This window comes from Rhizobium sp. AG855 (assembly GCF_003610655.1).
Taxonomy (GTDB): domain Bacteria; phylum Pseudomonadota; class Alphaproteobacteria; order Rhizobiales; family Rhizobiaceae; genus Allorhizobium; species Allorhizobium wuzhouense.
Map to the genome: position 1 here is coordinate 3,367,498 of NZ_RAQG01000003.1, position 19,104 is coordinate 3,386,601.

23 protein-coding genes are annotated in these 19,104 nt (G+C 62.5%); 14 read left to right on the top strand and 9 right to left on the bottom strand.

The genetic code is table 11. The features are described 5' to 3' along the window. The first annotated feature begins 53 nt into the window (after positions 1-53). From DFO46_RS16560 to guaA, 3 genes are all read left to right on the top strand, one after another. Positions 54-503 carry a PaaI family thioesterase gene (locus DFO46_RS16560; RefSeq protein WP_110790257.1) on the top strand — a complete coding sequence of 150 codons (450 nt, stop codon included), beginning with the start codon at positions 54-56 and terminating at the stop codon, positions 501-503. Further along, entirely contained in the window at positions 500-1,138 is a 639-nt protein-coding gene (locus DFO46_RS16565; RefSeq protein WP_120278031.1) for a 5'-methylthioadenosine/S-adenosylhomocysteine nucleosidase, read from the top strand. Before DFO46_RS16560 ends, DFO46_RS16565 begins: the two co-directional genes overlap by 4 nt. Positions 1,139-1,214: 76 nt before the next feature. Beyond that, positions 1,215-2,777 carry a glutamine-hydrolyzing GMP synthase gene (gene guaA, locus DFO46_RS16570; RefSeq protein WP_110790259.1) on the top strand — a complete coding sequence of 521 codons (1,563 nt, stop codon included), beginning with the start codon at positions 1,215-1,217 and terminating at the stop codon, positions 2,775-2,777. A gap of 74 nt (positions 2,778-2,851) precedes the next feature. Here guaA and DFO46_RS16575 read toward each other — a convergent pair whose 3' ends face one another. Next, a complete protein-coding gene (locus DFO46_RS16575; RefSeq protein WP_281039956.1) occupies positions 2,852-3,427 on the bottom strand; it encodes a methylated-DNA--[protein]-cysteine S-methyltransferase in 576 nt (191 codons plus the stop codon). Between the two features lie 157 nt (positions 3,428-3,584). On the opposite strand from DFO46_RS16575, the gene DFO46_RS16580 reads away from it, so the two are divergent. From DFO46_RS16580 to DFO46_RS16590, 3 genes are all read left to right on the top strand, one after another. Then, the gene (locus DFO46_RS16580) at positions 3,585-3,935 is read left to right on the top strand and encodes an ArsC family reductase (protein ID WP_120278032.1); all 351 of its coding nucleotides are present in this window, start codon (positions 3,585-3,587) and stop codon (positions 3,933-3,935) included. A gap of 4 nt (positions 3,936-3,939) precedes the next feature. Beyond that, on the top strand, positions 3,940-4,413 hold the full coding sequence (gene ybaK / locus DFO46_RS16585; RefSeq protein ID WP_120278033.1) for a Cys-tRNA(Pro) deacylase: 474 nt from the start codon (positions 3,940-3,942) through the stop codon (positions 4,411-4,413). 72 nt (positions 4,414-4,485) lie between these two features. Continuing rightward, positions 4,486-5,736 carry an aminopeptidase gene (locus tag DFO46_RS16590; protein WP_120278034.1) on the top strand — a complete coding sequence of 417 codons (1,251 nt, stop codon included), beginning with the start codon at positions 4,486-4,488 and terminating at the stop codon, positions 5,734-5,736. A gap of 81 nt (positions 5,737-5,817) precedes the next feature. On the opposite strand, the gene DFO46_RS16595 is transcribed toward DFO46_RS16590, so the two are convergent. From DFO46_RS16595 to DFO46_RS16620, 6 genes are all read right to left on the bottom strand, one after another. After that, complete coding sequence (locus DFO46_RS16595) at positions 5,818-6,171, bottom strand: hypothetical protein (RefSeq protein WP_147412776.1); 354 nt, start codon at positions 6,169-6,171, stop codon at positions 5,818-5,820. Between the two features lie 195 nt (positions 6,172-6,366). Beyond that, on the bottom strand, positions 6,367-6,747 hold the full coding sequence (locus DFO46_RS23940) for a DUF6481 family protein (protein WP_110790264.1): 381 nt from the start codon (positions 6,745-6,747) through the stop codon (positions 6,367-6,369). Between the two features lie 27 nt (positions 6,748-6,774). After that, positions 6,775-6,996, bottom strand: coding sequence for a hypothetical protein (locus tag DFO46_RS16605; protein ID WP_110790265.1), 222 nt, complete (start codon positions 6,994-6,996; stop codon positions 6,775-6,777). Positions 6,997-7,130: 134 nt separating this feature from the next. After that, the gene (locus DFO46_RS16610) at positions 7,131-7,340 is read right to left on the bottom strand and encodes a cold-shock protein (RefSeq protein WP_025427963.1); all 210 of its coding nucleotides are present in this window, start codon (positions 7,338-7,340) and stop codon (positions 7,131-7,133) included. Positions 7,341-7,718: 378 nt separating this feature from the next. Further along, positions 7,719-9,323, bottom strand: coding sequence for an exodeoxyribonuclease VII large subunit (gene xseA, locus DFO46_RS16615; protein WP_120278036.1), 1,605 nt, complete (start codon positions 9,321-9,323; stop codon positions 7,719-7,721). 74 nt (positions 9,324-9,397) lie between these two features. Then, entirely contained in the window at positions 9,398-11,230 is a 1,833-nt protein-coding gene (locus tag DFO46_RS16620) for a hypothetical protein (protein ID WP_120278037.1), read from the bottom strand. A gap of 155 nt (positions 11,231-11,385) precedes the next feature. Here DFO46_RS16620 and DFO46_RS16625 point away from each other — a divergent pair, with 155 nt between their 5' ends. Genes DFO46_RS16625 through DFO46_RS16640 form a run of 4 tightly spaced genes read left to right on the top strand, consistent with a single transcriptional unit; the run spans position 11,386 to position 13,814 of the window. Then, a complete protein-coding gene (locus DFO46_RS16625) occupies positions 11,386-12,378 on the top strand; it encodes a glycosyltransferase (RefSeq protein ID WP_120278038.1) in 993 nt (330 codons plus the stop codon). Further along, entirely contained in the window at positions 12,375-13,073 is a 699-nt protein-coding gene (locus DFO46_RS16630) for a class I SAM-dependent methyltransferase (RefSeq protein ID WP_110790269.1), read from the top strand. The genes DFO46_RS16625 and DFO46_RS16630 overlap by 4 nt, the downstream gene beginning before the upstream one ends. 5 nt (positions 13,074-13,078) lie before the next feature. After that, positions 13,079-13,444 carry a transporter gene (locus DFO46_RS16635; RefSeq protein ID WP_245422583.1) on the top strand — a complete coding sequence of 122 codons (366 nt, stop codon included), beginning with the start codon at positions 13,079-13,081 and terminating at the stop codon, positions 13,442-13,444. A 25-nt stretch (positions 13,445-13,469) separates the two neighbouring features. Then, positions 13,470-13,814, top strand: coding sequence for a hypothetical protein (locus DFO46_RS16640; protein ID WP_147412777.1), 345 nt, complete (start codon positions 13,470-13,472; stop codon positions 13,812-13,814). A gap of 29 nt (positions 13,815-13,843) precedes the next feature. Here the strand turns inward: DFO46_RS16640 and DFO46_RS16645 are convergent, their stop codons facing one another. Next, positions 13,844-14,830, bottom strand: a complete 987-nt coding sequence (locus DFO46_RS16645; protein ID WP_120278040.1) for a Gfo/Idh/MocA family oxidoreductase — start codon at positions 14,828-14,830, stop codon at positions 13,844-13,846. A 193-nt stretch (positions 14,831-15,023) separates the two neighbouring features. Here DFO46_RS16645 and DFO46_RS16650 point away from each other — a divergent pair, with 193 nt between their 5' ends. The 4 genes from DFO46_RS16650 (at position 15,024) to DFO46_RS16665 (ending at position 18,088) form a co-directional block, all read left to right on the top strand. Next, positions 15,024-15,584, top strand: coding sequence for an isochorismatase family protein (locus DFO46_RS16650; protein WP_120278041.1), 561 nt, complete (start codon positions 15,024-15,026; stop codon positions 15,582-15,584). Positions 15,585-15,592: 8 nt separating this feature from the next. After that, positions 15,593-16,561: a helix-turn-helix domain-containing protein gene (locus tag DFO46_RS16655; protein ID WP_120278042.1), complete on the top strand. Its 969-nt coding sequence runs from the start codon at positions 15,593-15,595 to the stop codon at positions 16,559-16,561. 124 nt (positions 16,562-16,685) lie between these two features. After that, positions 16,686-17,636 (top strand): aldo/keto reductase, encoded by a 951-nt coding sequence (locus DFO46_RS16660; protein WP_120278043.1) that lies wholly within the window; start codon positions 16,686-16,688, stop codon positions 17,634-17,636. Continuing rightward, entirely contained in the window at positions 17,633-18,088 is a 456-nt protein-coding gene (locus DFO46_RS16665) for a GNAT family N-acetyltransferase (RefSeq protein ID WP_120278044.1), read from the top strand. The genes DFO46_RS16660 and DFO46_RS16665 overlap by 4 nt, the downstream gene beginning before the upstream one ends. Positions 18,089-18,094: 6 nt before the next feature. Here the strand turns inward: DFO46_RS16665 and DFO46_RS16670 are convergent, their stop codons facing one another. Further along, positions 18,095-18,985, bottom strand: a complete 891-nt coding sequence (locus DFO46_RS16670) for a LysR family transcriptional regulator (protein ID WP_120278045.1) — start codon at positions 18,983-18,985, stop codon at positions 18,095-18,097. Positions 18,986-19,104 lie beyond the last annotated feature (119 nt).

A 19,104-nucleotide genomic window follows, 5' to 3' on the forward strand; every position in this document is an offset into this window, starting at 1 on the left:
TGCTTGCATGCCTTATTTCTGCGTGCCAATTTCGCGCCGAAGGGGCATCAAGCATGACAGAAATCGATCCTGATACCGTCGAGGCGCGCATTCGACGCAGTTTTGCGCGTCAGGGCGCCATGGAGACCTTGGGGGCGGAGCTTTCGCGCATCAGCCAGGGTGTCGTGGAGATCGAACTGGGTTTCGATCCCAAGCTCACCCAGCAACACGGTTTCCTGCATGCAGGCGTGATATCGGCGGCCCTCGACACCGCCTGCAGCTATGCCGCCTATACCGTCGTCGAGCCCGAAGTCTCGCTGCTGACCATCGAATTCAAGGTCAACCTGATGTCGCCGGGCCGGGGCGAACGTTTTCTGTTTCGTGGCGAGATCACCAAGCCGGGCTCGAACATCATCGTGGCCGACGGGCGCGGTTATGCGCTGACCGACGGTCCGGCCAAGCTGATCGCCTCGATGACCAGCACCTTGATGGTGATCCGCGGGCGGGAGGGGATTTCCGGATGAGCTACGAGATGAAGTCGATCGCCGGCAGACAGGTGCTCTTCGTCATGGCAGCGGATGCCGAATACGGCGTCTTCCTGCGCACGCGCATTTCGCCGCTGATGACCGGCGTAGGCCCGGTCGAAGCCGCCGTTGTGCTGACCAGGGAACTGGCGCGGCTCGCCATCCATGACGATCTTCCGGACCTCGTCGTCTCGCTCGGTTCGGCCGGCTCCGCGAGGCTCGAACAGGCCGAAGTCTATCAGGTCTCCTCCGTTTCCTATCGCGACATGGATGCCTCCGCCTTCGGCTTCGAAAAGGGCAAGACGCCGTTTCTCGATCTGCCGGTCGCCGTCGAGTTGCCCTTGCGCATCCCCGGCATTCCCGCCGCCAGCCTTTCCACCGGCGCAAACGTGGTCTCCGGTGCTGCCTATCAGTCGATCGATGCCGATATGGTCGAGATGGAGACCTTCGCGATCCTGCGCGCCTGCCAGAGTTTTGGCGTGCCGCTGATCGGCCTGCGCGGCATTTCCGATGGGCGCCACGACGTCAACCATATCGACGACTGGACGCAGTATCTGCACATCATCGACAAGAAGCTGGCGCTCGCGGTCGACAGCCTGCAGACGGCGCTCGAAGACGGCGTCTTCTGGTTCTGAGCAGGCGCACAAAAAATCGGGATTCTCCGTCCGATCTGCCATTGAAAGATGGCCCCTTTTTCTTTAAAGGCTCGCCATGACCCAGACAGCACATCCCGACAGTGTTCTCATCGTCGATTTCGGCAGCCAGGTAACGCAGCTGATCGCCCGCCGCGTTCGTGAATCCGGCGTCTATTGCGAAATCGTCCCTTTCCAGTCCGCCGAAGAAGGCTTCAAGCGCCTGAAGCCCAAGGCAATCATCCTGTCGGGAAGCCCCGCTTCCGTGCTCGATGAAGGAAGCCCCCGGGCACCGCAGGTTCTGTTCGACAGCGGTCTTCCCATCTTCGGCATCTGCTATGGCCAGCAGACCATGTGCGCCCAGCTCGGCGGCAAGGTCGAAGCGGGCCATCACCGCGAATTCGGTCGCGCCTTCCTCGAAGTCGAGCAGGATTGCACCCTCTTTGAAGGCCTCTGGTCTGTCGGCTCGCGCCACCAGGTCTGGATGTCCCATGGCGACCGCGTCACCGCGATCCCGCCGGGCTTCAAGGTGCTCGCCACCTCGTCCAACGCGCCCTTCGCCTTCATCGCCGACGAGGCCCGCAAATATTACGCCGTGCAGTTCCACCCTGAGGTCGTGCACACGCCCGATGGTGCGAAGCTCATCCAAAACTTCGTGCAGAACATCGCCGGCGTGAAGGGCGACTGGACCATGCATGCCTATCGCCAGAAGGCGGTTGAGCAGATCCGTGCCCAGGTCGGCGACAAGCGCGTCATCTGCGCGCTCTCGGGCGGCGTCGACTCGTCCGTAGCAGCCCTGCTGATCCACGAGGCCGTCGGCGATCAGCTGACCTGCATCCTCGTCGACCACGGCCTGATGCGCAAGAACGAGGCAGCGGATGTCGTTGCCATGTTCAAGGAACACTACAATCTGCACCTCATCCATGTGGATGCCGTCGACAAGTTCGTTGGCGAGCTCGAAGGTGTCAGCGACCCGGAAACCAAGCGCAAGATCATCGGCCGCCTGTTCATCGAGACTTTCGAGGAAGAAGCGAAAAAGCTCGGCGGCGCCGATTTCCTCGGCCAGGGCACGCTTTATCCCGACGTCATCGAAAGCGTTTCCTTCACCGGCGGCCCGTCGGTGACGATCAAGAGCCACCACAATGTCGGCGGCCTGCCCGAGCGCATGAAGATGCAGCTTGTCGAACCCTTGCGCGAACTCTTCAAGGACGAAGTGCGCGTGCTCGGCAAGGAGCTTGGCCTGCCCGACTCGTTCATCGGCCGTCACCCCTTCCCGGGTCCGGGCCTTGCCATCCGCTGCCCGGGCGGCGTTACCCGCGAAAAGCTCGACATCCTGCGCGAAGCCGATGCCATCTATCTCGACGAGATCCGCAAGGCCGGCCTCTACGACGCGATCTGGCAGGCCTTTGCCGTGCTGCTGCCGGTGCAGACCGTCGGCGTCATGGGCGATGGGCGTACTTACGAATTCGTCTGTGCGCTGCGCGCCGTCACCTCGGTCGACGGCATGACCGCCGACTTCTACCACTACGACATGGAATTCCTCGGCCGGGCTGCCACCCGCATCATCAACGAGGTCCGCGGCATCAACCGCGTCGTCTACGACGTGACGTCGAAGCCGCCGGGCACGATCGAGTGGGAATGAGGCGAACGCCTCAACCTTAGTGAACGAATGAAACGGAGGACCTGGCCCTCCGTTTTCTTTTCCGTACGCTGTCCTCAGAAAGCGAAGGACTGTTGCGCCGGGGTCGTTTCAGGCAGCTCAACCCCCTCCAGCTCCAGCATCCGCAGCTTGGCGTCCGTTCCGCCAGGCGCGGAAAAACCACCGATCTTGCGTCCGGCCGCCAGGACCCGATGGCAGGGGATGATCAGCGGAATGGGGTTCTTGGCCATGGCCTGGCCGATCGTCCATGCGCCCGCCGGTCCGAGTTCCAGTTCGGCGGCCAGGGCGCCATAGGTGGTCGCCGTGCCCCAGGCCAGGCGTCGCGTGGCGGCATAGATCTGGCGATACAGATCGGTCGGGGCGGACAAGTCGAGCGGCAGATCGGAAAAATCGCTCTGCTCGCCGTCAAAGTAGCGCTTCACGCGGCCGATCACACCCGCAATCCGGGCGTCCGGATCCGTCTCGATGATCGAGGCGTGGCGCCGATGTATGGACAGCACCGTCTCTTCCTGCGATGCAGCCGGCAGGCGGAAGCCTGCGATGCCATTCTCGCTCCAGAGAATGGCACAATGGCCATGGGCGGCCTCGAAGGTCGCATAGTGATGCGTGACTGACATGATGCGCTCGTCCATCTGGCTGCCCCTTGCAGCACGCTGAAGATGGCTCTTCCCGGCCCGCCCGGCAACCCGATTTCCGAACCTCTCCTCTTCGCCAATCCGGCAGAACGGTGCCGGCTTGCCAGGCCCGGCTACGCCTTGCTATCCCTCGTTTGTGAACAGGAGACATGGCATGCCCACCATCATCTACGGCATCAAGAACTGCGACACGATGAAGAAGGCCCGCACCTGGCTTGATGACCACAGCGTCTCGCATGACTTCCACGACTACAAGGCCAAGGGCATTGACGCGTCGACCCTCGACGGCTGGATCGGCAAAGTCGGCTGGGAGGTGCTCTTGAACAAGGCCGGCACCACCTTCAAGAAGCTCGACGACGCGCAGAAAGAGAACCTCGACGCCGCCAAGGCCAAGACGCTGATGCTGGCGCAGCCATCGATGATCAAACGCCCGGTGCTGGACGTGGACGGCGCGCTTGTCGTCGGTTTCAAGCCCGAGACCTATCAGCAGACCTTCAAGGCCTGACCTCATGGCGAAGACCACCCGCGCCACGCAGTTTCTCGACAAGGCCGGCGTCGCCTATACCACCGCGACCTATGACTACGACCCGAATGCCGAGCGCATCGGGCTGCAGGCGGCAGAAGCGATCGGCGAGCATCCGTCGCGGGTGCTGAAGACGCTGATGGCCGAACTCGACGGCAAGCCGGTCTGCGTCGTCGTGCCCTCCGACAAGGAGGTGTCGATGAAGAAGCTGGCGGCAGCCTTCGGCGGCAAATCCGCAGCGATGATGAAGCCGGCCAACGCGGAAAAACTCACCGGCTTCGTGGTCGGCGGCATCAGCCCCTTCGGCCAGAAAAAGCAGGTGCCGACTGCTATCGAGATCTCCGCCATGGACGAGCCGCTCGTCTACATGAATGGCGGCCAGCGCGGGCTGCAGGTGCGGCTCTCACCACAGGATGCGCAAAAGGCGCTGCTTGCAATTGTCGCGCATTTGGTCGCCTGACCTCGCCCCGCGGTCTGGACTTCGCCATCTTTGCCCTTAACTCTGGCGTGACAGCCACAACAGGAATGCCCCATGACCCTTCCCGATTACTCCGCCTCCATTGATCCCGTAAAGCTCGACAAGCTCGCCGAGGTGGCGATCAAGGTCGGCTTGCAGCTGCAAAAGGGTCAGGACCTGGTGCTGACGGCTCCGCTCGTCGCCGTGCCGCTGGTGCGGCTGATCACGGCGCATGCCTACAAAGCGGGCGCGTCGACTGTCACCACCTTCTATTCGGACGAGGAGACGACGCTGGCGCGCTATCGCCACGGTCACGACGAGAGCTTCGATCGCGCGCCGAACTGGCTCTATGACGGCATGGCGAAGGCTTATGAAAACGGCGCAGCACGCCTCGCGATCGCTGGCGACAACCCGATGCTGCTCGCCTCCGAAGACCCTGCCAAGGTCGGCCGCGCCAACAAGGCAACCTCGATCGCCTACAAGCCGGCGCTGGAGCATATCTCCAACTTCGACATCAACTGGAACATCTGCTCCTACCCGAACCCGTCCTGGTCGAAACTCGTCTTCCCGGATCTGCCGATCGACGAGGCCGTGCGCAAGCTGGCCGACGCTATCTTCGCCGCTTCGCGTGTGGACCGTGACGATCCGGTCGCGGCCTGGGCCGAGCACAATGCGGAACTGAAGAAGCGGTCGACCTGGCTCAACGGCGAGCGCTTTGCCGCCCTGCATTTCACCGGCCCCGGCACCGACCTGACCGTCGGTCTCGCCGACGGCCATGAATGGCATGGCGGTGCGTCGACGGCGAAGAACGGCGTGACCTGCAATCCGAACATTCCGACGGAAGAAGTCTTCACCACGCCGCATGCGCTGAAGGTGGAGGGCCATGTCTCCTCGACCAAGCCGCTCAGCCACCAGGGCACGCTGATCGACGACATCCAGGTGCGCTTCGAAGGCGGACGGATCGTCGAGGCCAAGGCATCCAAGGGCGAGGCAGTGCTCAACAAGGTGCTCGACACCGACGAAGGCGCACGGCGGCTGGGCGAAGTGGCGCTGGTGCCGCATTCCTCGCCGATCTCGGCCTCGGGCGTGCTGTTCTACAACACGCTGTTCGACGAAAATGCCTCCTGCCACATCGCGCTTGGCCAGTGCTATTCGAAGTGCTTCCTCGACGGCGCCTCGCTCAGCCAGGACCAGATCAAGGCGCAAGGGGGCAATTCCTCGCTGATCCACATCGACTGGATGATCGGTTCCGACAAGGTCGATATCGACGGCATCCGCGCCGATGGCTCCAAGGTGCCCGTGATGCGCAAGGGCGAGTGGGCCTGAGACTTAATCCCTCAGCGGTCAAACAAAAAACCCCGTCCTCATTCCAGGGCGGGGTTTTGATTTTCGGCCAGAGCCTCAAAATCAGCGGTAGTAGACGACCTTGCCGCCGTTGAGTGCGGTCTGGACCCAAAGCACGTTGTGCTGGGCAATGCCGCGGACCTGGAGTGCGGCAACCAGGCTCGGATCTTCCGTGACGACGGCCTGAGCCAGACGCAGACTGTTGCCGGTCGGGTAGATGGCCTGCCGCGGATAGGTGTGACGATCGAACCCGCCGCGATCGACGCGGATTGCCGTGACATTGCCGTTATACTGCTTGCCGAACAGGATCTCGCGCGGCGTCCAGCCACCGGCTTCGACATAGGTGGCAGCCTGGGCGGAAACGACGCCGAACGTGGCCGCAGCGACAATGGCGGCCAGAATGGTCTTCTTCATCATGATCATACTCCTTTTCGCCGAGTGCCGTTTTCACGCATTCAGCTTCGGAGACAGATGTGGCGACGACGAAGATAGTTTTCCAGTATAATCACGTCGGGTTGATCAATTGCGCGCAATTTATTTGCCGCCGGGCGGCCGTGCAGCGCTGTGCCGGTCAACCGAAATCGATGACCGGCAGATCGGTGGCAGCGCCTGTCAGCCCTGGCGGGCCTTGCGGGCGGCGTAACGGCGGTCACGCTCGGCCTTGCGAGCGGCTTCGTCTTCGACGACGCGGCTGATGCGTGATGCTTCGGCCTGTTCGCGGGCGTCCTTTTCGGCGCTCGCTGCGGCAGTCAGGGCTTCCTCGCGTTCGCGGGCTTCCTGCTCGGCGCGGGCCTTTTCCTCGGCCTTGGCGCGGTCGCGTTCGGCATGGCGCTTGGCGCGTTCTTCGGCGCGCGCGGCCCGTTCGGCCAAACGCGCTTCACGGTCGGGGTCGGCTGCGGAATGCGCGGCCTTGTAGGCCTCGAGCAATGCCGCCTTGGCGTCTGTGGCTGTCGTCCGGCGCTCGGCCAGGCCATGATCTCTGCTGAATTTCATCGGTGCTCCGATCTCTCGAGTGGGGTGTCAGGGGCGCGCGCGCTTGGCCACAAGGGCGGCCGTCGCGCGTTCGCGCGTTTCGCGTTCGCGTGTGAGACGAGCTTCGCGCAGGCGCGCCGTCTTTTCATCACGCGCTGCGGTAATGGCATCCAGTTCGTCGACGGCGCGACCGCGGGCGAGAAACTGTGACTGGGTACGCGCAAAGGCCGCTTCGGCGGTCTGGCGCGACTTCGTAAGGTTGTCGGACATTTCGTCTCCTTTCAGGAGCCTGCCCTTGTCGGGCAATAAAAAAAGGCCAGGCAAACCGCCTGACCTTCCCTAGGGATCTTGCTTTCGACAGTGCCAGTACATCCGTGGTCAAAGGAAAGCGGATCCCGGATCTATCAGGCCGCCTGCAGGTTGCAGGCAGACATCTTGCCCGACTTGTTGTCGCGCTCCATATCGTAGGCAATCTTCTGGCCTTCAACGATTTCGCGCATTCCGGCGCGTTCAACAGCCGAGATGTGGACGAATGCGTCCGGGCCGCCGTTGTCAGGCTGAATGAAGCCGAAGCCCTTGGTGGAATTGAACCATTTTACTGTGCCAGTGGTCATGATGAACCCTTTCGTAGCGCATAGATTTCCCCCAGCGCGACTGCGCTGCGGACAGGATAACGATTTTTGAAAGGAAGTTTCGCTCAAAGCGCTGAAGCGCGGTAACCAAAGCCAGACAAACAAATATCGACAAACCAGATATAGACAGCGCCGGCCTAAAAGTCAACCGAAAGTCGAAATTGCACGAATTTCGACTCTATTCGGATGGTTTTTCATCACGAAAACAAAGGCCATAAGCGAAAATATTTGCCGATAATTTCGCGAGTATTTTGCTCTTTTCCGCCATATCGCGGAAAATATTATTGATGCCTCAGATTCCATGTCTGCCAACGTAGGTGCCTTGTCTGCTGCTGGAGCCGGCACCTCGCCAGACAAATGTCAGAACAGGCTGCCCTGACCAGAGGTGCCCTCGGGCTTTCTCGCAGGGCGCGGCTGCGGCGCGGGCCTGGGCGGCGCCGCAGGTTCGGGCGGCAGAACGCCCTCCCCGGCCACGGCTTTCACCCGACCATCGGCGAACTGGATCTCGATCCCCTGACCGTGCGCCACCGCGTTTGCCCGCGTCACCGGCCGATCCCAGGCATCACGGATCACGGCATAGCCGCGCGCGAGCACATTGGTATAGGAGAGCGACTGCAACACGCGATCCTGGGAGACGAGCGCCTGGCGGGCGCGGCGCAGATCGTTGACCACGGCGCTGTCTGCCCGGCGCGACAGACCGTCGAGACGATCGCGCGACCGGTCGGTCATGGCTTTCAGACGAGCCGGCACGGCACTGAGCGTCGCATCGAAGCGTTCCAGGCGGGCCTTGTTGCGGTCGAGCAGCCGTTCGACGACGCGCTCGGCACGGGCTGCCTGTTCGGACAGCTTCTGCTTCCGCTCGACCAAGCGACGCACCAGCATGTCGGGCGAGAGCCTGGCCGCCGCGCGTTCGAAATTGCGCCGTTTGTTCATGGTGTTGAGTTCAAGGCTGCGGCCGAGCCCGGCTGCGGCTTCATCGAAGCGACGGCGCGGCAAAGCGAGCAGCTGATCGAGCGAGGGCAGTGCCCGCACAAGCGCGCGCAGGTTCTGCCGGCGATTGTCCATCTGGCGGTTCATGGCACCGGACAGACGGGCCGACAATGCCGAGACCTGCGCCTCGAGGTCCGCCTTGACAGGCACCGCCATCTCGGCCGCACCCGTCGGGGTCGGCGCACGGATATCGGCCGCGTAATCAATGAGCGTCCAGTCGGTTTCATGGCCGACGGCGGAGATCAGCGGGATCGTGCTCGCAGCGGCGGCCCGCACCACGGCCTCGTCGTTGAAGCTCCAGAGATCCTCAAGGCTGCCACCACCGCGCGCCACGATCAGCACATCGGGTCGCGGGATCAGGCCGCCGTGCTCCAGGGCGTTGAACCCCTGGATGGCATTCGCCACCTCGTCGCCGGAGCCCTCGCCCTGCACCTTCACCGGCCAGACGAGAACATGCACCGGGAAGCGATCCGAGATGCGGTGCAGGATATCGCGGATGACGGCACCGGTCGGCGAAGTGACGACACCGATCACCCGGGGCAGAAAGGGCAGAAGCTGTTTGCGCGCGGGATCGAACAGGCCTTCGGCCGTAAAGCGGCGCTTGCGCTCCTCGATCAGCGCCATCAGCGCGCCGGCACCGGCAGGTTCCATCTGCTCGATGACGATCTGGTATTTCGACGAGCCGGGGAAGGTGGTGACCTTGCCGGTGGCAATCACTTCCATGCCCTCTTCCGGGCGATATTTCAGCTTCGAGAACGAGCCCTTCCAGATCACCGCATCGATGCGCGCCTTGTCGTCCTTCAGGCTGAAATAGGCATGGCCCGAGGAATGCGGCCCACGATAGCCGGAGATTTCGCCGCGCACGCGGACATGCTCGAAGGAGGTTTCGATGGTGCGCTTGATCGAGCCCGACAGTTCCGAAACGGAGAACTCGGTCAGATTCGTCGGCGAATCGTTGTCGAAGAAATTGCTCATGCCCCTTTGCTAGCGGAAAAATCCGCCGAGATCAGCCCGTGCCGTCGCAGCCTGCCCGGTTTCCCCGGCATTGATCAGGGCAGCGTCACGGTGAAGATCTGCAATCCCGATGGGCCGTCGATCGGAACGGGAGTGAGATAGGCCGGGACATTGCCCTTGAGCAGCTGGGCATAGAGGCCATCCGGTTTCATCCGGGCAATCTTTTCCGACTGGAGGAAATCCGGGCAGAAGGCGAGAATGCCGACACCTGCGCCGCGCAGAAAGGCGGCGGCCTCGTCTGGCTTGGCCAGGCCGATATGGATCTCGGTCAGCATACCGCCCTGGTTGCGGTGATAGGGGCCGGTCAGGACGCGATGCCGGGTGAAACGGAGGATTTCCGGGCCGATGTCGGAGGGGGCGGCCACCGTCGTCGGCAGCAGCTTGGCAAGCGTCTGGTATGCCGCCCGCGTGTCACAGGCAACGGCTGCGTCCTGCGACATCTGGCTTGGTCCGACCAGCGATTTCATCCGCGCGGTAACGCCCGCCGTGCCCTCGACGAAGAACACGCCGCTGAGGATCCAGACACTCGGCACAGAGAGGATTGCGGTGAGCGCAAAGAGCAGGCCGGCGCCGAGATGCTCGGGCTGGTCATGGGTCTTCAGGCGCAGGTCCGAGATCAGGAGAGAGAGGGGCAGGATGGCGAAGAGATTTGAAAAGGTGCTGCCACGAACCTGCACGAGGGCAACGAGGTAGCTGACGGCCAGCAGTGCGAGCAGCACGAGATGGACGCGCACGCCGTCCCGACCGGCAATGCGGAACAGGCAGACGGCAATGCCGAAGAAACCGACGGCGTAAAAACCACCGAAGCTTTGCGGGTCAGCGGCCAGTTGCTGGCGAAAGGACTGCGCCTCGATGACGCCTGACAGCCACAGGTTCTGCAACAGCGGATCGAGTTCATTCAGCGGGTTCTGCAGGCACTGGGGCGCAACGGTCAATGCGGTGGCCAGAACCAGGGCACCGATGACCAGGATTGCGACACTGCGCAGGCGCAGGCTTGCCCCGTTGCCGAGATAGGTCGCGACATAAAGCGCTGCGGCACCAATGCCGACGATGGCGTAGAAACCGATCGAAAGGCTATCACAGGTGACGGCGCCGTAGCGAGCGGGCGGCACCGTGGCAAAAAACAGCGCAGAGAGCGACAGAAGCAGGGTCAGCGAGAAGCTGCGCGCAGCCGAGGTGAAAGCCGGACCTTCGGCCACCCAGAGAAGGCCGACCACGGCGCAGACGGCCGCCACCAGCGGCGTCGTTTCCGCACCGATTGCCAGCGCCACCGCTGCGGCCAATCCCGCCACGGCATGGCTCATGCGGCCACGGGCAGGGTCGAGCAGCCCCGCCGCCATGATCGCGGCCAAGACCATCTGAACATTGTGATGATCGATCGCGCCCGGCAGGAAACGATTGCTGGTGATGCAGAAGACGGCCGTGAACATCAGCACGACATGCATCGTCACATCAGACCCGATGCGGCGAGCGGCAACCGCCATGGCCGTCATCAGCGGCACGACGAGCGACAGCGGCCAGACAAGCAGTGCCAGGGCTTCAGCCTGTTCACCGGGCACGACATGGGAAAAGAGCCGGATCAACAGCGCGATCGGCAGGTCGATCAGGCGGGACCAATGCATCAGCGTGCCGCCGTCAAGGCCCAAGCGATACTGCATCAGGTCGAACCAGGACTGGCCGGCGAGCAGATCGCGCACCTCGACGAGGCGCATGACATCGTCGTTGTCGGCGCCGACATAATCCACGGCTCCGGGCAGGTTGAGAAGCGCGATGAAGGCGATGGCCGCGACACTGTAGAAACCGATCCAGAGTGGCAGGGATGCCCTCGACTGAACCTTGTCTGACGCCTGTGCGGACAAATCGATCATGGATCCCCCGTTTCTTCAAAGACCCGGCGCATCGACTGGCTCGGTGCCATCATTCCAAGATGATACGCGGGCGAAACCTAGCCTTAACCTTCTCAAGAAATAGTAAAGCGAGAGGGGACCATAAGGGTCTCCAGAGCCCCAGCAGGTATTGCCCCATGAGTGGTCCGGCCACCAATGCTCCCGACATTGCCGTTCTCCTGCCGTGCTACAACGAGGCGGCGACGATCGGCCAGGTGGTGCGCGACTTCCGGGCGGCCCTGCCGGAGGCGCGGATCTACGTCTACGACAACAATTCCACCGACGGCACGGCGCTGACCGCCATGCTGGCCGGCGCCACCGTCGTGCGCGAACGACGCCAGGGCAAGGGCCATGTGGTGCGCCGCATGTTCTGCGATATCGATGCCGATATCTACATCATGGCCGATGGCGACGGGACCTATGGCCCCGCCGACGCTGAAGAACTTGTTCGCACGCTGATCACCGAGCGCGTCGACATGGTCGTCGGCACGCGGCGCGGCGTGCATGCCGATGCCGGACGCAACGGCCATGCCTTCGGCAACCGACTGTTCAACGGGCTTTACCGCCTGCTCTTCGGCAACGACTTCACCGACATCCTCTCCGGCTACCGCGCCTTTTCGCGCCGCTATGTGAAAAGTTTTCCGGCGATATCCGGCGGATTTGAGATCGAGACTGAGATGTCGGTGCATGCTTCGCGGCTCAAGCTGCCGGTAACCGAGCTTGAACTCAATTACGGACGCCGTCCCGCCGGATCCCAATCGAAACTTTCCACCTTCCGGGACGGGTTCAAGATCCTGGGCATGTTTGCCATGCTGATGAAGGAGACGCGTCCTTTTGCATTCTTTGCAACTATCGCAAGCGCGTTTCTGATGGCGGGCATTCTCTTTGGCGCCCCGGTAATCGTCGAATACCTTCAGACGGGTCTCGTCCCGCGAATGCCGACATGGGTATTGTCTCTCTGCCTTGTCGGCCTGAGTTTTGTTTCCTTCGCCGGAGGCGTGATTCTGGATTCCGTGGCGCAGGGTCGCAACGAGCTGCTACGATTGCACTATCTCAGTCTACCGTCGATTTATTCCGGCAAGCGCTCCGATCCGGCCGAAGAGGCGGCACGCAAAAGAGATGCGGCATGAGGCGCGAAACAACAAACAGGATCCGCTTCTTCATTGAAGATGTCCTCCCACCGATCCTCCGCGATTCCAAGCTGTTCCTCTGGCTGGCCGAATTGGCGTGGGGCAAGCACATATCGGACCTGGCCGAATTTCGTGCGCGTGCGCCCTTCCTGACAGAGGAGGCTTACGCTGATCTTTACCGCAAGCATCCGCGGGTGCATGCCGGCACCGACAATTCGGAAGCCTGCATCCGCCGGGTCGTAGAGGAAGTCCAAGGGGACAGCGTTTGCGACATCGGCTGCGGGACAGGCGCGCTCCTCACGCGCATCCGCCAAGGTCACCCGACATTGACGCGGGTGACAGGCGTCGATTTCGTCATTGATGATGCCGCAGCCTTACCGGGCGTCGAATATATTGCCGCAAAGATCGAAAACCTCCCGTTTGCCGATGGAGAGTTTGACACCGTCGTTTGCACGCATGTCATCGAACACGTGCTTGAGTATCACCGTGCAATTGCCGAGCTGCGGCGCATTGCCCGCAGGCGGGTCATCATTGTCGTTCCCCGGGAACGCGAGGCACGCTACAGTTTCAATCCGCATTTCAACTTTTTCCCCTATACGCATTCCTTTCTGCGCGCCATGCATCCGGTCCCTGCGCAGCATAGCTGCGTCGATATCGGGCGTGACATCTTCTACATGGAAAACGTGGAGCGCTGAGCACCTTGGATTTCTCCAGCCTGACACTCGCAACCTGGATCGGATTGCTCGGCACCCCCTTGATGATCGCGATGGGACAAGTCCTGTTCAAGCTTGCGAGCCAGACCACCGGCACATTTTCTTTGGCCAGCCTCCTCACGCTTGCCGTCAATCCAGTCTTCATCGCGGCCCTCGCCCTGTACGGCTTTGGCACGGTTGTCTGGATCTACGTCCTGCGCTCCGTTCCCCTCACCATCGCCTATTCCTTCATGGGGCTGACCTTCTGCTTCGTTCCCGTGCTGGCCCAGCTCGTCTTCGGCGAGCCACTGCATTTTCGTTATCTCATGGGAACGTTGCTGATCGTTGCCGGGCTCGTCACGATCCATGTCTGAGCGGCGCAACCGACTCGATTGGCGCGTGACGCTCGGGATTACGATCGTCGCAGATCTCGTGCTCTTTCCGATGATCCTTACTGCGCTGGAAGCGCCGATCCTGTCCCGAGGCGTCTCGTTTCTGACCGCTTATGCGGTTTCGCAAATGCTGCGAGCGACTACCGGGCTTGGCAAGTCTCCCGGCGCCATTCTCCAGGTGCCGGGCCTGTGGCCGCTGCTTGCGATCACAGGCTTGATCAACTTCGGCCTGTTTGGGATCCTCAACGCACGCGCGCCGGAAATCCAGCCGATTCTGCATCTTCTTCTGGCCTGGGCGGCCTCTCTTCTCTTCATCGCCTTCGGCGTGTACCGGATCAAACGCTTTCGCTGATCGATGAGACGAGATGATAAAGCCGCGGCTTACACCGCCTCCCAGCCGTCCTTGGTCGCTGCGCGGTAGATCGCGTCGATCAGTTTCTGGTTCAGCTTCGAGCTTTCCAGCGTGACCACTTCACCCGTCTTCCCCTCGACCGCGCGGGCAAAGGCTTCGGCCTCCAGCTTGTACTGGCGGCTGTCGGGGAAGCGGAAGATCTGTGAAACATTGTGGCCGCGATTGGTGAGTTCCACTTCCTCGGCGCCCCAGCGGTCGGCATTGAAGGGGGACTTGACCTCGATGAAACCATCCGTGCCGTGGAAGACCATCAGCTGGCGGTTGGCCATCTGGGTCGCGACATAGAAGTTCAGCTCGAAATCGGCGAAATCCGCCTTCACGCTTGCATAGATGTCCGTGCCGAAGTGCGGATCGCGCTCGATGGTCGACTGGACGCGGACCGGCTCCTTGCCGGTCACGAAGCGGGTGGTGATGGTGGGGTAGACGCCGATATCCGGCAGCGCGCCGCCGCCGAGTTCGGGAATGTTACGCATATTGCCGGGATCGCGGTTGAAGTAGGTGAAGGAGCCCTGCACCATCTTCAGCGTGCCGATCGCGCCCTCGGCCAAGAGGTCGCGCACTTTCAGCCAGACCGGTGCGTAAGTCACCATATACGCTTCGGTGATCAGCACCTTGTTGCGGTCGCGCGCTTCGATGATGGCGTCGATCTCGTCGGCCTTCAGCGCGATCGGCTTTTCGCAGAGCACGTGTTTGCCGGCATTGGCCGCCTTGATCGCCCATTCAACATGCTGGCTGGTCGGCAGCGGAATATAGACGGCGTCGATTACGTCGGAGGCCAGCATTTCCTCGTAGGAGCCGAAGGCATGGGGCACGGAGAAGCGGTCGGCCATCTCTCGGGCCCTTGCCAGATCCCGGCTTGCAATGGCTGTTACGACGGCGTTTTCGGCATCCTGGATCGCCGGCACCACGAGCTCGCGACCGATCTTGGCCGTCGACAGAATTCCGAAACGCAGCATCTCTCATCCTCCTCAAAAATGTCGGGGCGGACATTAGGGGAAGGACCGGCAGGGTGCAACGGCGTCGATGCCATCTTCGCTCGGGCTTGCGCAACAGGATGGCCGAAAATGTCCGAACTTCGTCCGTCCCGGACATAGTGGCCTCAAGCTCCGGCTCTATGGTAGAGCTCGAACGCAACGACAGGAGTCGAATATGTCCGCCCAAGACACAGCCCTCATCGTGGTCGACGCCCAGGAAAGCTTTCGCCAGATGCCGGATTGGGATCCGTCGACCGCAGCGCCCTATCTTGCGCGCCAACAGGCGCTGATCGACGGCGCGACAGCTGTGGGCATGCCGATCGTGCAGATCTTCCATGTCGATGCCGACGACACCTTTACCCTTGAAAGCGGGTTCGTGCGGACCCTCGCTGAAATTTCGCTCGCGCCTGATGCCACCTTCCACAAGGGCGTGCATTCGGCCCTGGTCGACACCGGGCTCGACGCCTGGCTGCGCGAAAACGGCATCCGCCGGGTGATCGTCTCCGGCATCCGTACCGAGCAGTGCTGCGAGACCACGACCCGGCATGCTTCGGATCTCGGCTTCGCCGTCGATTTCGTCACCGAGGCGACCCTCACCTTCCCGATGACGCATGCCTCCGGGGCGGTGTTTTCCGCCGAGGACATTCGCGTCCGGACCGAGCTGGTGTTATCAGGACGCTTCGCCCGGATCGTCACGGTCGAACAGGCGCTGGCGCCGCTTCCGGTCGCTGCGTAAGATCCGTCATGGACGTGATCCCGGTCTATATCCTCATTCCGCCCGACACCCTGCTGGTCGACATCGCCGGCCCGCTGGAAGCCTTGCGGTATGCAAACGAGGAGCAGGACGAGGTTCGGTTCGACTATCGCTACATTTCCGCGACCCCTCGGCAGCAGACATCCATCGGACTGACGCTGGATGGGCTGGAACCGCTGCCCGACAGCCTGCCGGATGATGCCGTGCTGATCATTTCCGGCAGCCTCACGGTCGGCATTGCCGAGATCGCACGCGATCCGGAACTGAAGGTGCTGACGCGCTGGCTGGCACAGGCCGTTCGCCCCGACATCCGGCTGATGACCATCTGCTCCGGCGCTTTGCTTGCCGCCGCCGCGGGGCTGATGGAAGGCTGCCAGTGCACCACGCATGTCGAATGCCTGGATGAGCTGCGGGCGCTCGCCCCGACCGCCAGCGTGCTCGACAACCGGCTCTATGTCGAGGACGGCAATCGCTTTTCGAGCGCCGGGATTTCAACCGGGATCGATCTGATGCTGCATGTCGTGGGGCGGTTCGTCTCCCCGCTGACCGCGCTTTCGGTGGCCCGCAAGATGGTCATCTATCTTCGCCGCAGCGGACAGGACCCGCAGATGTCGCCCTGGCTTTCGGGGCGCAATCACATTCACCCGGCAATCCACCGCGCCCAGGATGCGATCATGGCCGATCCGGCGCGCGAGTGGTCGCTGCCGGGGCTTGCGGCCATAGCCCATCTCAGCGAACGGCATCTCTCCCGTCTGTTTCGCGAACATGTCGGATTGTCCGTCGTCGATTACGTCAATCTGATGCGGGTGACGCTTGCCCAGGAACTGCTCAAACAATCGCGGCTCGACATGGAAAGCCTGGCGCAGCGGGCCGGCTTTGCCTCGTCGCGGCATATGCGCCGCGTCTGGTCCCAGCACCACGGCGTGTCGCCCAGCGAATTCCGAAGGACCGGCAAGTGACTGATTGCACTCTCTTTCGTTTTCAGACCCATCCACGATTTTAATGGTACCCGTCGCTTACGCTTGATAGCGTCTCCCTAACCCTTCCCCGTCCCCTCTCCTTCTCCACTTTTCGAGGCTTTCCATGCAGAAACGTGCTCTCGGCCGCACCGGCCTTTCCATCGCCCCCGTCGTGCTTGGCGGCAATGTCTTCGGCTGGACCGCCGACGAGAAGACGTCCTTCGACATTCTCGATCGTTTCTTCGACGCCGGCTTCAACACGATCGATACGGCCGACATCTATTCAAGCTGGGCCGATGGCCATGTCGGCGGCGAAAGCGAGACGATCATCGGAAACTGGCTGAAGCGTGGAAGCGTGCGCCGGGAAGATGCGATCATCGTCACCAAGGTCGGCGGCGACCTCGGCGAGAACCGTCGGGGCCTCAGCGCCCGCTGGATCGCCGAGGCGGTCGACGATTCCCTTCGCCGCCTGCAGACCGACTATATCGATCTCTATCTCGCCCACTGGCCGGATGCGGACACTTCCCACGAGGAAAGCCTGACGGCCTTCTCCCGGCTCAAGGAGCAGGGCAAGGTCCGGGCGATCGGCTGCTCGAACCTCAATGCCGAACAATTGCAGGCGACCTTAGATGCCGCCAAGGCAGCGGGTGTCGGCCGCTACGACGTGCTCCAGCCCGAATACAATCTCTATACGCGCTCGACCTTCGAGGGAGATCTCGCAGCACTCTGCCAGAAGGAAGAGATCGGGGTCATCACCTATTTCGCCCTCGCCTCGGGCTTCCTGACCGGCAAGTACCGCAGCGCTGCCGACACCGAAGGCAAGGCTCGCGGCGAAGACATGGGTCCTTATCTGAATGACCGCGGCTTCCGCATCCTTGGTGCATTGGATGCCGTGGCCGCAGAGACCCAGACCAGCCCGGCAACGGTCGCCATCGCCTGGATCGCGGCCCAGCCCGCTGTCACCGCACCGATCGCATCGGCCACGAGCCTGCGCCAGCTGGAGAGCCTGATTGCCGCCGGAAAGCTGGAGCTGACCAAGGCGCAGATCGAAGCCCTGAACGCGGCCAGCGCATGAGCCGCGCCTCGCTTGTGATCCGGGATGCCACGGCGGCTGACGAAGCCGCCTGGCGTGGCCTCTGGAATCAGTATCTCGCCTTCTACAAGGTGGACCTCGCCGACGATGTCACGGCCCATACCTGGGCGCGCATCCTCGACCCTTCGTCGCGCGTCGCCATGCGGGTGGCCGAGGTCGAAGGCGTGCTGGCGGGTTTCGCCATCCATCATTTCCACGATTCCACCTGGGTGAAGACGCCGGATTGTTATCTGGAAGACCTATTCCTCGACGCCACGTTTCGCGGTCGCGGCATCGGCCGGGCGCTGATCGACGACCTCATCGCGCTTTCCAGGGCCAAGGGCTGGTCGCGGCTCTACTGGCACACCGACCGGGGCAACGAGACGGCGCGCAAGCTCTACGACACCTATGCCCCGGAAGATGGTCACGTGCGCTATCGGCTGAAATTCAGCTGATCCTCATCACCCGCGCCAGCGGAAGAAATCGATGAAGGCGCGCAGCGCCGGGCGCATCTGACGGCGGCTCGGATAGTAGATCGAGAAGCCGTCAAAGGGCGGGCACCAGTCGTCGAGCACGCGCACCAGACGCTCTCCTTCGATGTCCGCCTCGATGCGGGCATCGAAAACATAGGCGAGCCCTGCCCCATCTAGGGCCGCCTGTCGCATCAGGCTCTGGTCGGAGAGGATCAGGCCGCCCCGGACATCCACCGTGATCGCCCTGCCGTCCTTCTCGAATTCCCAGCGATAGAGGGTGCCGCTGGAAAACCGCCGGCGGATGCAGATATGGCTTGCGAGATCGCGCGGATGGATCGGCTTCGGGTGGCTCTCGAAATAGCCCGGCGCGCCGACGACGGCACTCCGCCACGGCCCACTCACCCGCACGGCGACCATATCGGCTTCCAGATGTTCACCGAGCCGCAAGCCGGCGTCGAAGCCTTTCTCGACGATATCCTCGAACCGGTCGTCGGTGACGATCTCCAGTTCGATATCGGGATAGAGCCGGACGAATTCGCCGAGACGCGGGGCGATCAGATCCCGTGCGGCAAGGAGCGGCATGGTGATGCGCAAGGGGCCGGCCGGCTTGTCGCGTCCGTCGGACAGGGCCGTCAGGGCAGCTTCGATGTCGCCCAGCGCCGGGCCCAGCACGTCGAGAAGCCTGCGACCTTCCTCGGTCGGGGCGACGCTGCGCGTGGTGCGCGCCATCAGCCGCAACCCGACACTGCTTTCGAGCGCCGAGATTGCGTGGGTGACGGCCGAGGGAGCGATGCCCAGCTCCGTGGCCGCTGCGCGGAAGCTTCCATGCCGCGCAACGGCGGCCAGTACCGCCAGCTGGGAGAGTTGAGTTCGGTTCATAATTCTAAATTATAGAACAACCCATCACGATCCGCACCCATTTTCAGAACTCATCGGACGCCCTAGATTGCCTCTACCTGCTGTGCCGGTCCGCATCGGCATGGTATCCTGGTTCCCGA

Excerpts from the sequence above, each read along its gene's own strand:
- DFO46_RS16665 (WP_120278044.1), top strand. The coding sequence starts at position 17,633 with ATGAGCCGCGCCTCGCTTGTGATCCGGGATGCCACGGCGGCTGACGAA.
- DFO46_RS16605 (WP_110790265.1), bottom strand. The coding sequence starts at position 6,996 with ATGTCCGACAACCTTACGAAGTCGCGCCAGACCGCCGAAGCGGCCTTT.
- DFO46_RS16660 (WP_120278043.1), top strand. The coding sequence starts at position 16,686 with ATGCAGAAACGTGCTCTCGGCCGCACCGGCCTTTCCATCGCCCCCGTC.
- guaA (WP_110790259.1), top strand. The coding sequence starts at position 1,215 with ATGACCCAGACAGCACATCCCGACAGTGTTCTCATCGTCGATTTCGGC.
- DFO46_RS16580 (WP_120278032.1), top strand. The coding sequence starts at position 3,585 with ATGCCCACCATCATCTACGGCATCAAGAACTGCGACACGATGAAGAAG.
- DFO46_RS16655 (WP_120278042.1), top strand. The coding sequence starts at position 15,593 with ATGGACGTGATCCCGGTCTATATCCTCATTCCGCCCGACACCCTGCTG.
- DFO46_RS16620 (WP_120278037.1), bottom strand. The coding sequence starts at position 11,230 with ATGATCGATTTGTCCGCACAGGCGTCAGACAAGGTTCAGTCGAGGGCA.
- DFO46_RS16590 (WP_120278034.1), top strand. The coding sequence starts at position 4,486 with ATGACCCTTCCCGATTACTCCGCCTCCATTGATCCCGTAAAGCTCGAC.
- DFO46_RS16575 (WP_281039956.1), bottom strand. The coding sequence starts at position 3,427 with ATGGACGAGCGCATCATGTCAGTCACGCATCACTATGCGACCTTCGAG.
- ybaK (WP_120278033.1), top strand. The coding sequence starts at position 3,940 with ATGGCGAAGACCACCCGCGCCACGCAGTTTCTCGACAAGGCCGGCGTC.
- DFO46_RS23940 (WP_110790264.1), bottom strand. The coding sequence starts at position 6,747 with ATGAAATTCAGCAGAGATCATGGCCTGGCCGAGCGCCGGACGACAGCC.
- DFO46_RS16645 (WP_120278040.1), bottom strand. The coding sequence starts at position 14,830 with ATGCTGCGTTTCGGAATTCTGTCGACGGCCAAGATCGGTCGCGAGCTC.
- xseA (WP_120278036.1), bottom strand. The coding sequence starts at position 9,323 with ATGAGCAATTTCTTCGACAACGATTCGCCGACGAATCTGACCGAGTTC.
- DFO46_RS16625 (WP_120278038.1), top strand. The coding sequence starts at position 11,386 with ATGAGTGGTCCGGCCACCAATGCTCCCGACATTGCCGTTCTCCTGCCG.
- DFO46_RS16670 (WP_120278045.1), bottom strand. The coding sequence starts at position 18,985 with ATGAACCGAACTCAACTCTCCCAGCTGGCGGTACTGGCCGCCGTTGCG.
- DFO46_RS16565 (WP_120278031.1), top strand. The coding sequence starts at position 500 with ATGAGCTACGAGATGAAGTCGATCGCCGGCAGACAGGTGCTCTTCGTC.
- DFO46_RS16560 (WP_110790257.1), top strand. The coding sequence starts at position 54 with ATGACAGAAATCGATCCTGATACCGTCGAGGCGCGCATTCGACGCAGT.
- DFO46_RS16650 (WP_120278041.1), top strand. The coding sequence starts at position 15,024 with ATGTCCGCCCAAGACACAGCCCTCATCGTGGTCGACGCCCAGGAAAGC.
- DFO46_RS16595 (WP_147412776.1), bottom strand. The coding sequence starts at position 6,171 with ATGATGAAGAAGACCATTCTGGCCGCCATTGTCGCTGCGGCCACGTTC.
- DFO46_RS16630 (WP_110790269.1), top strand. The coding sequence starts at position 12,375 with ATGAGGCGCGAAACAACAAACAGGATCCGCTTCTTCATTGAAGATGTC.
- DFO46_RS16610 (WP_025427963.1), bottom strand. The coding sequence starts at position 7,340 with ATGACCACTGGCACAGTAAAATGGTTCAATTCCACCAAGGGCTTCGGC.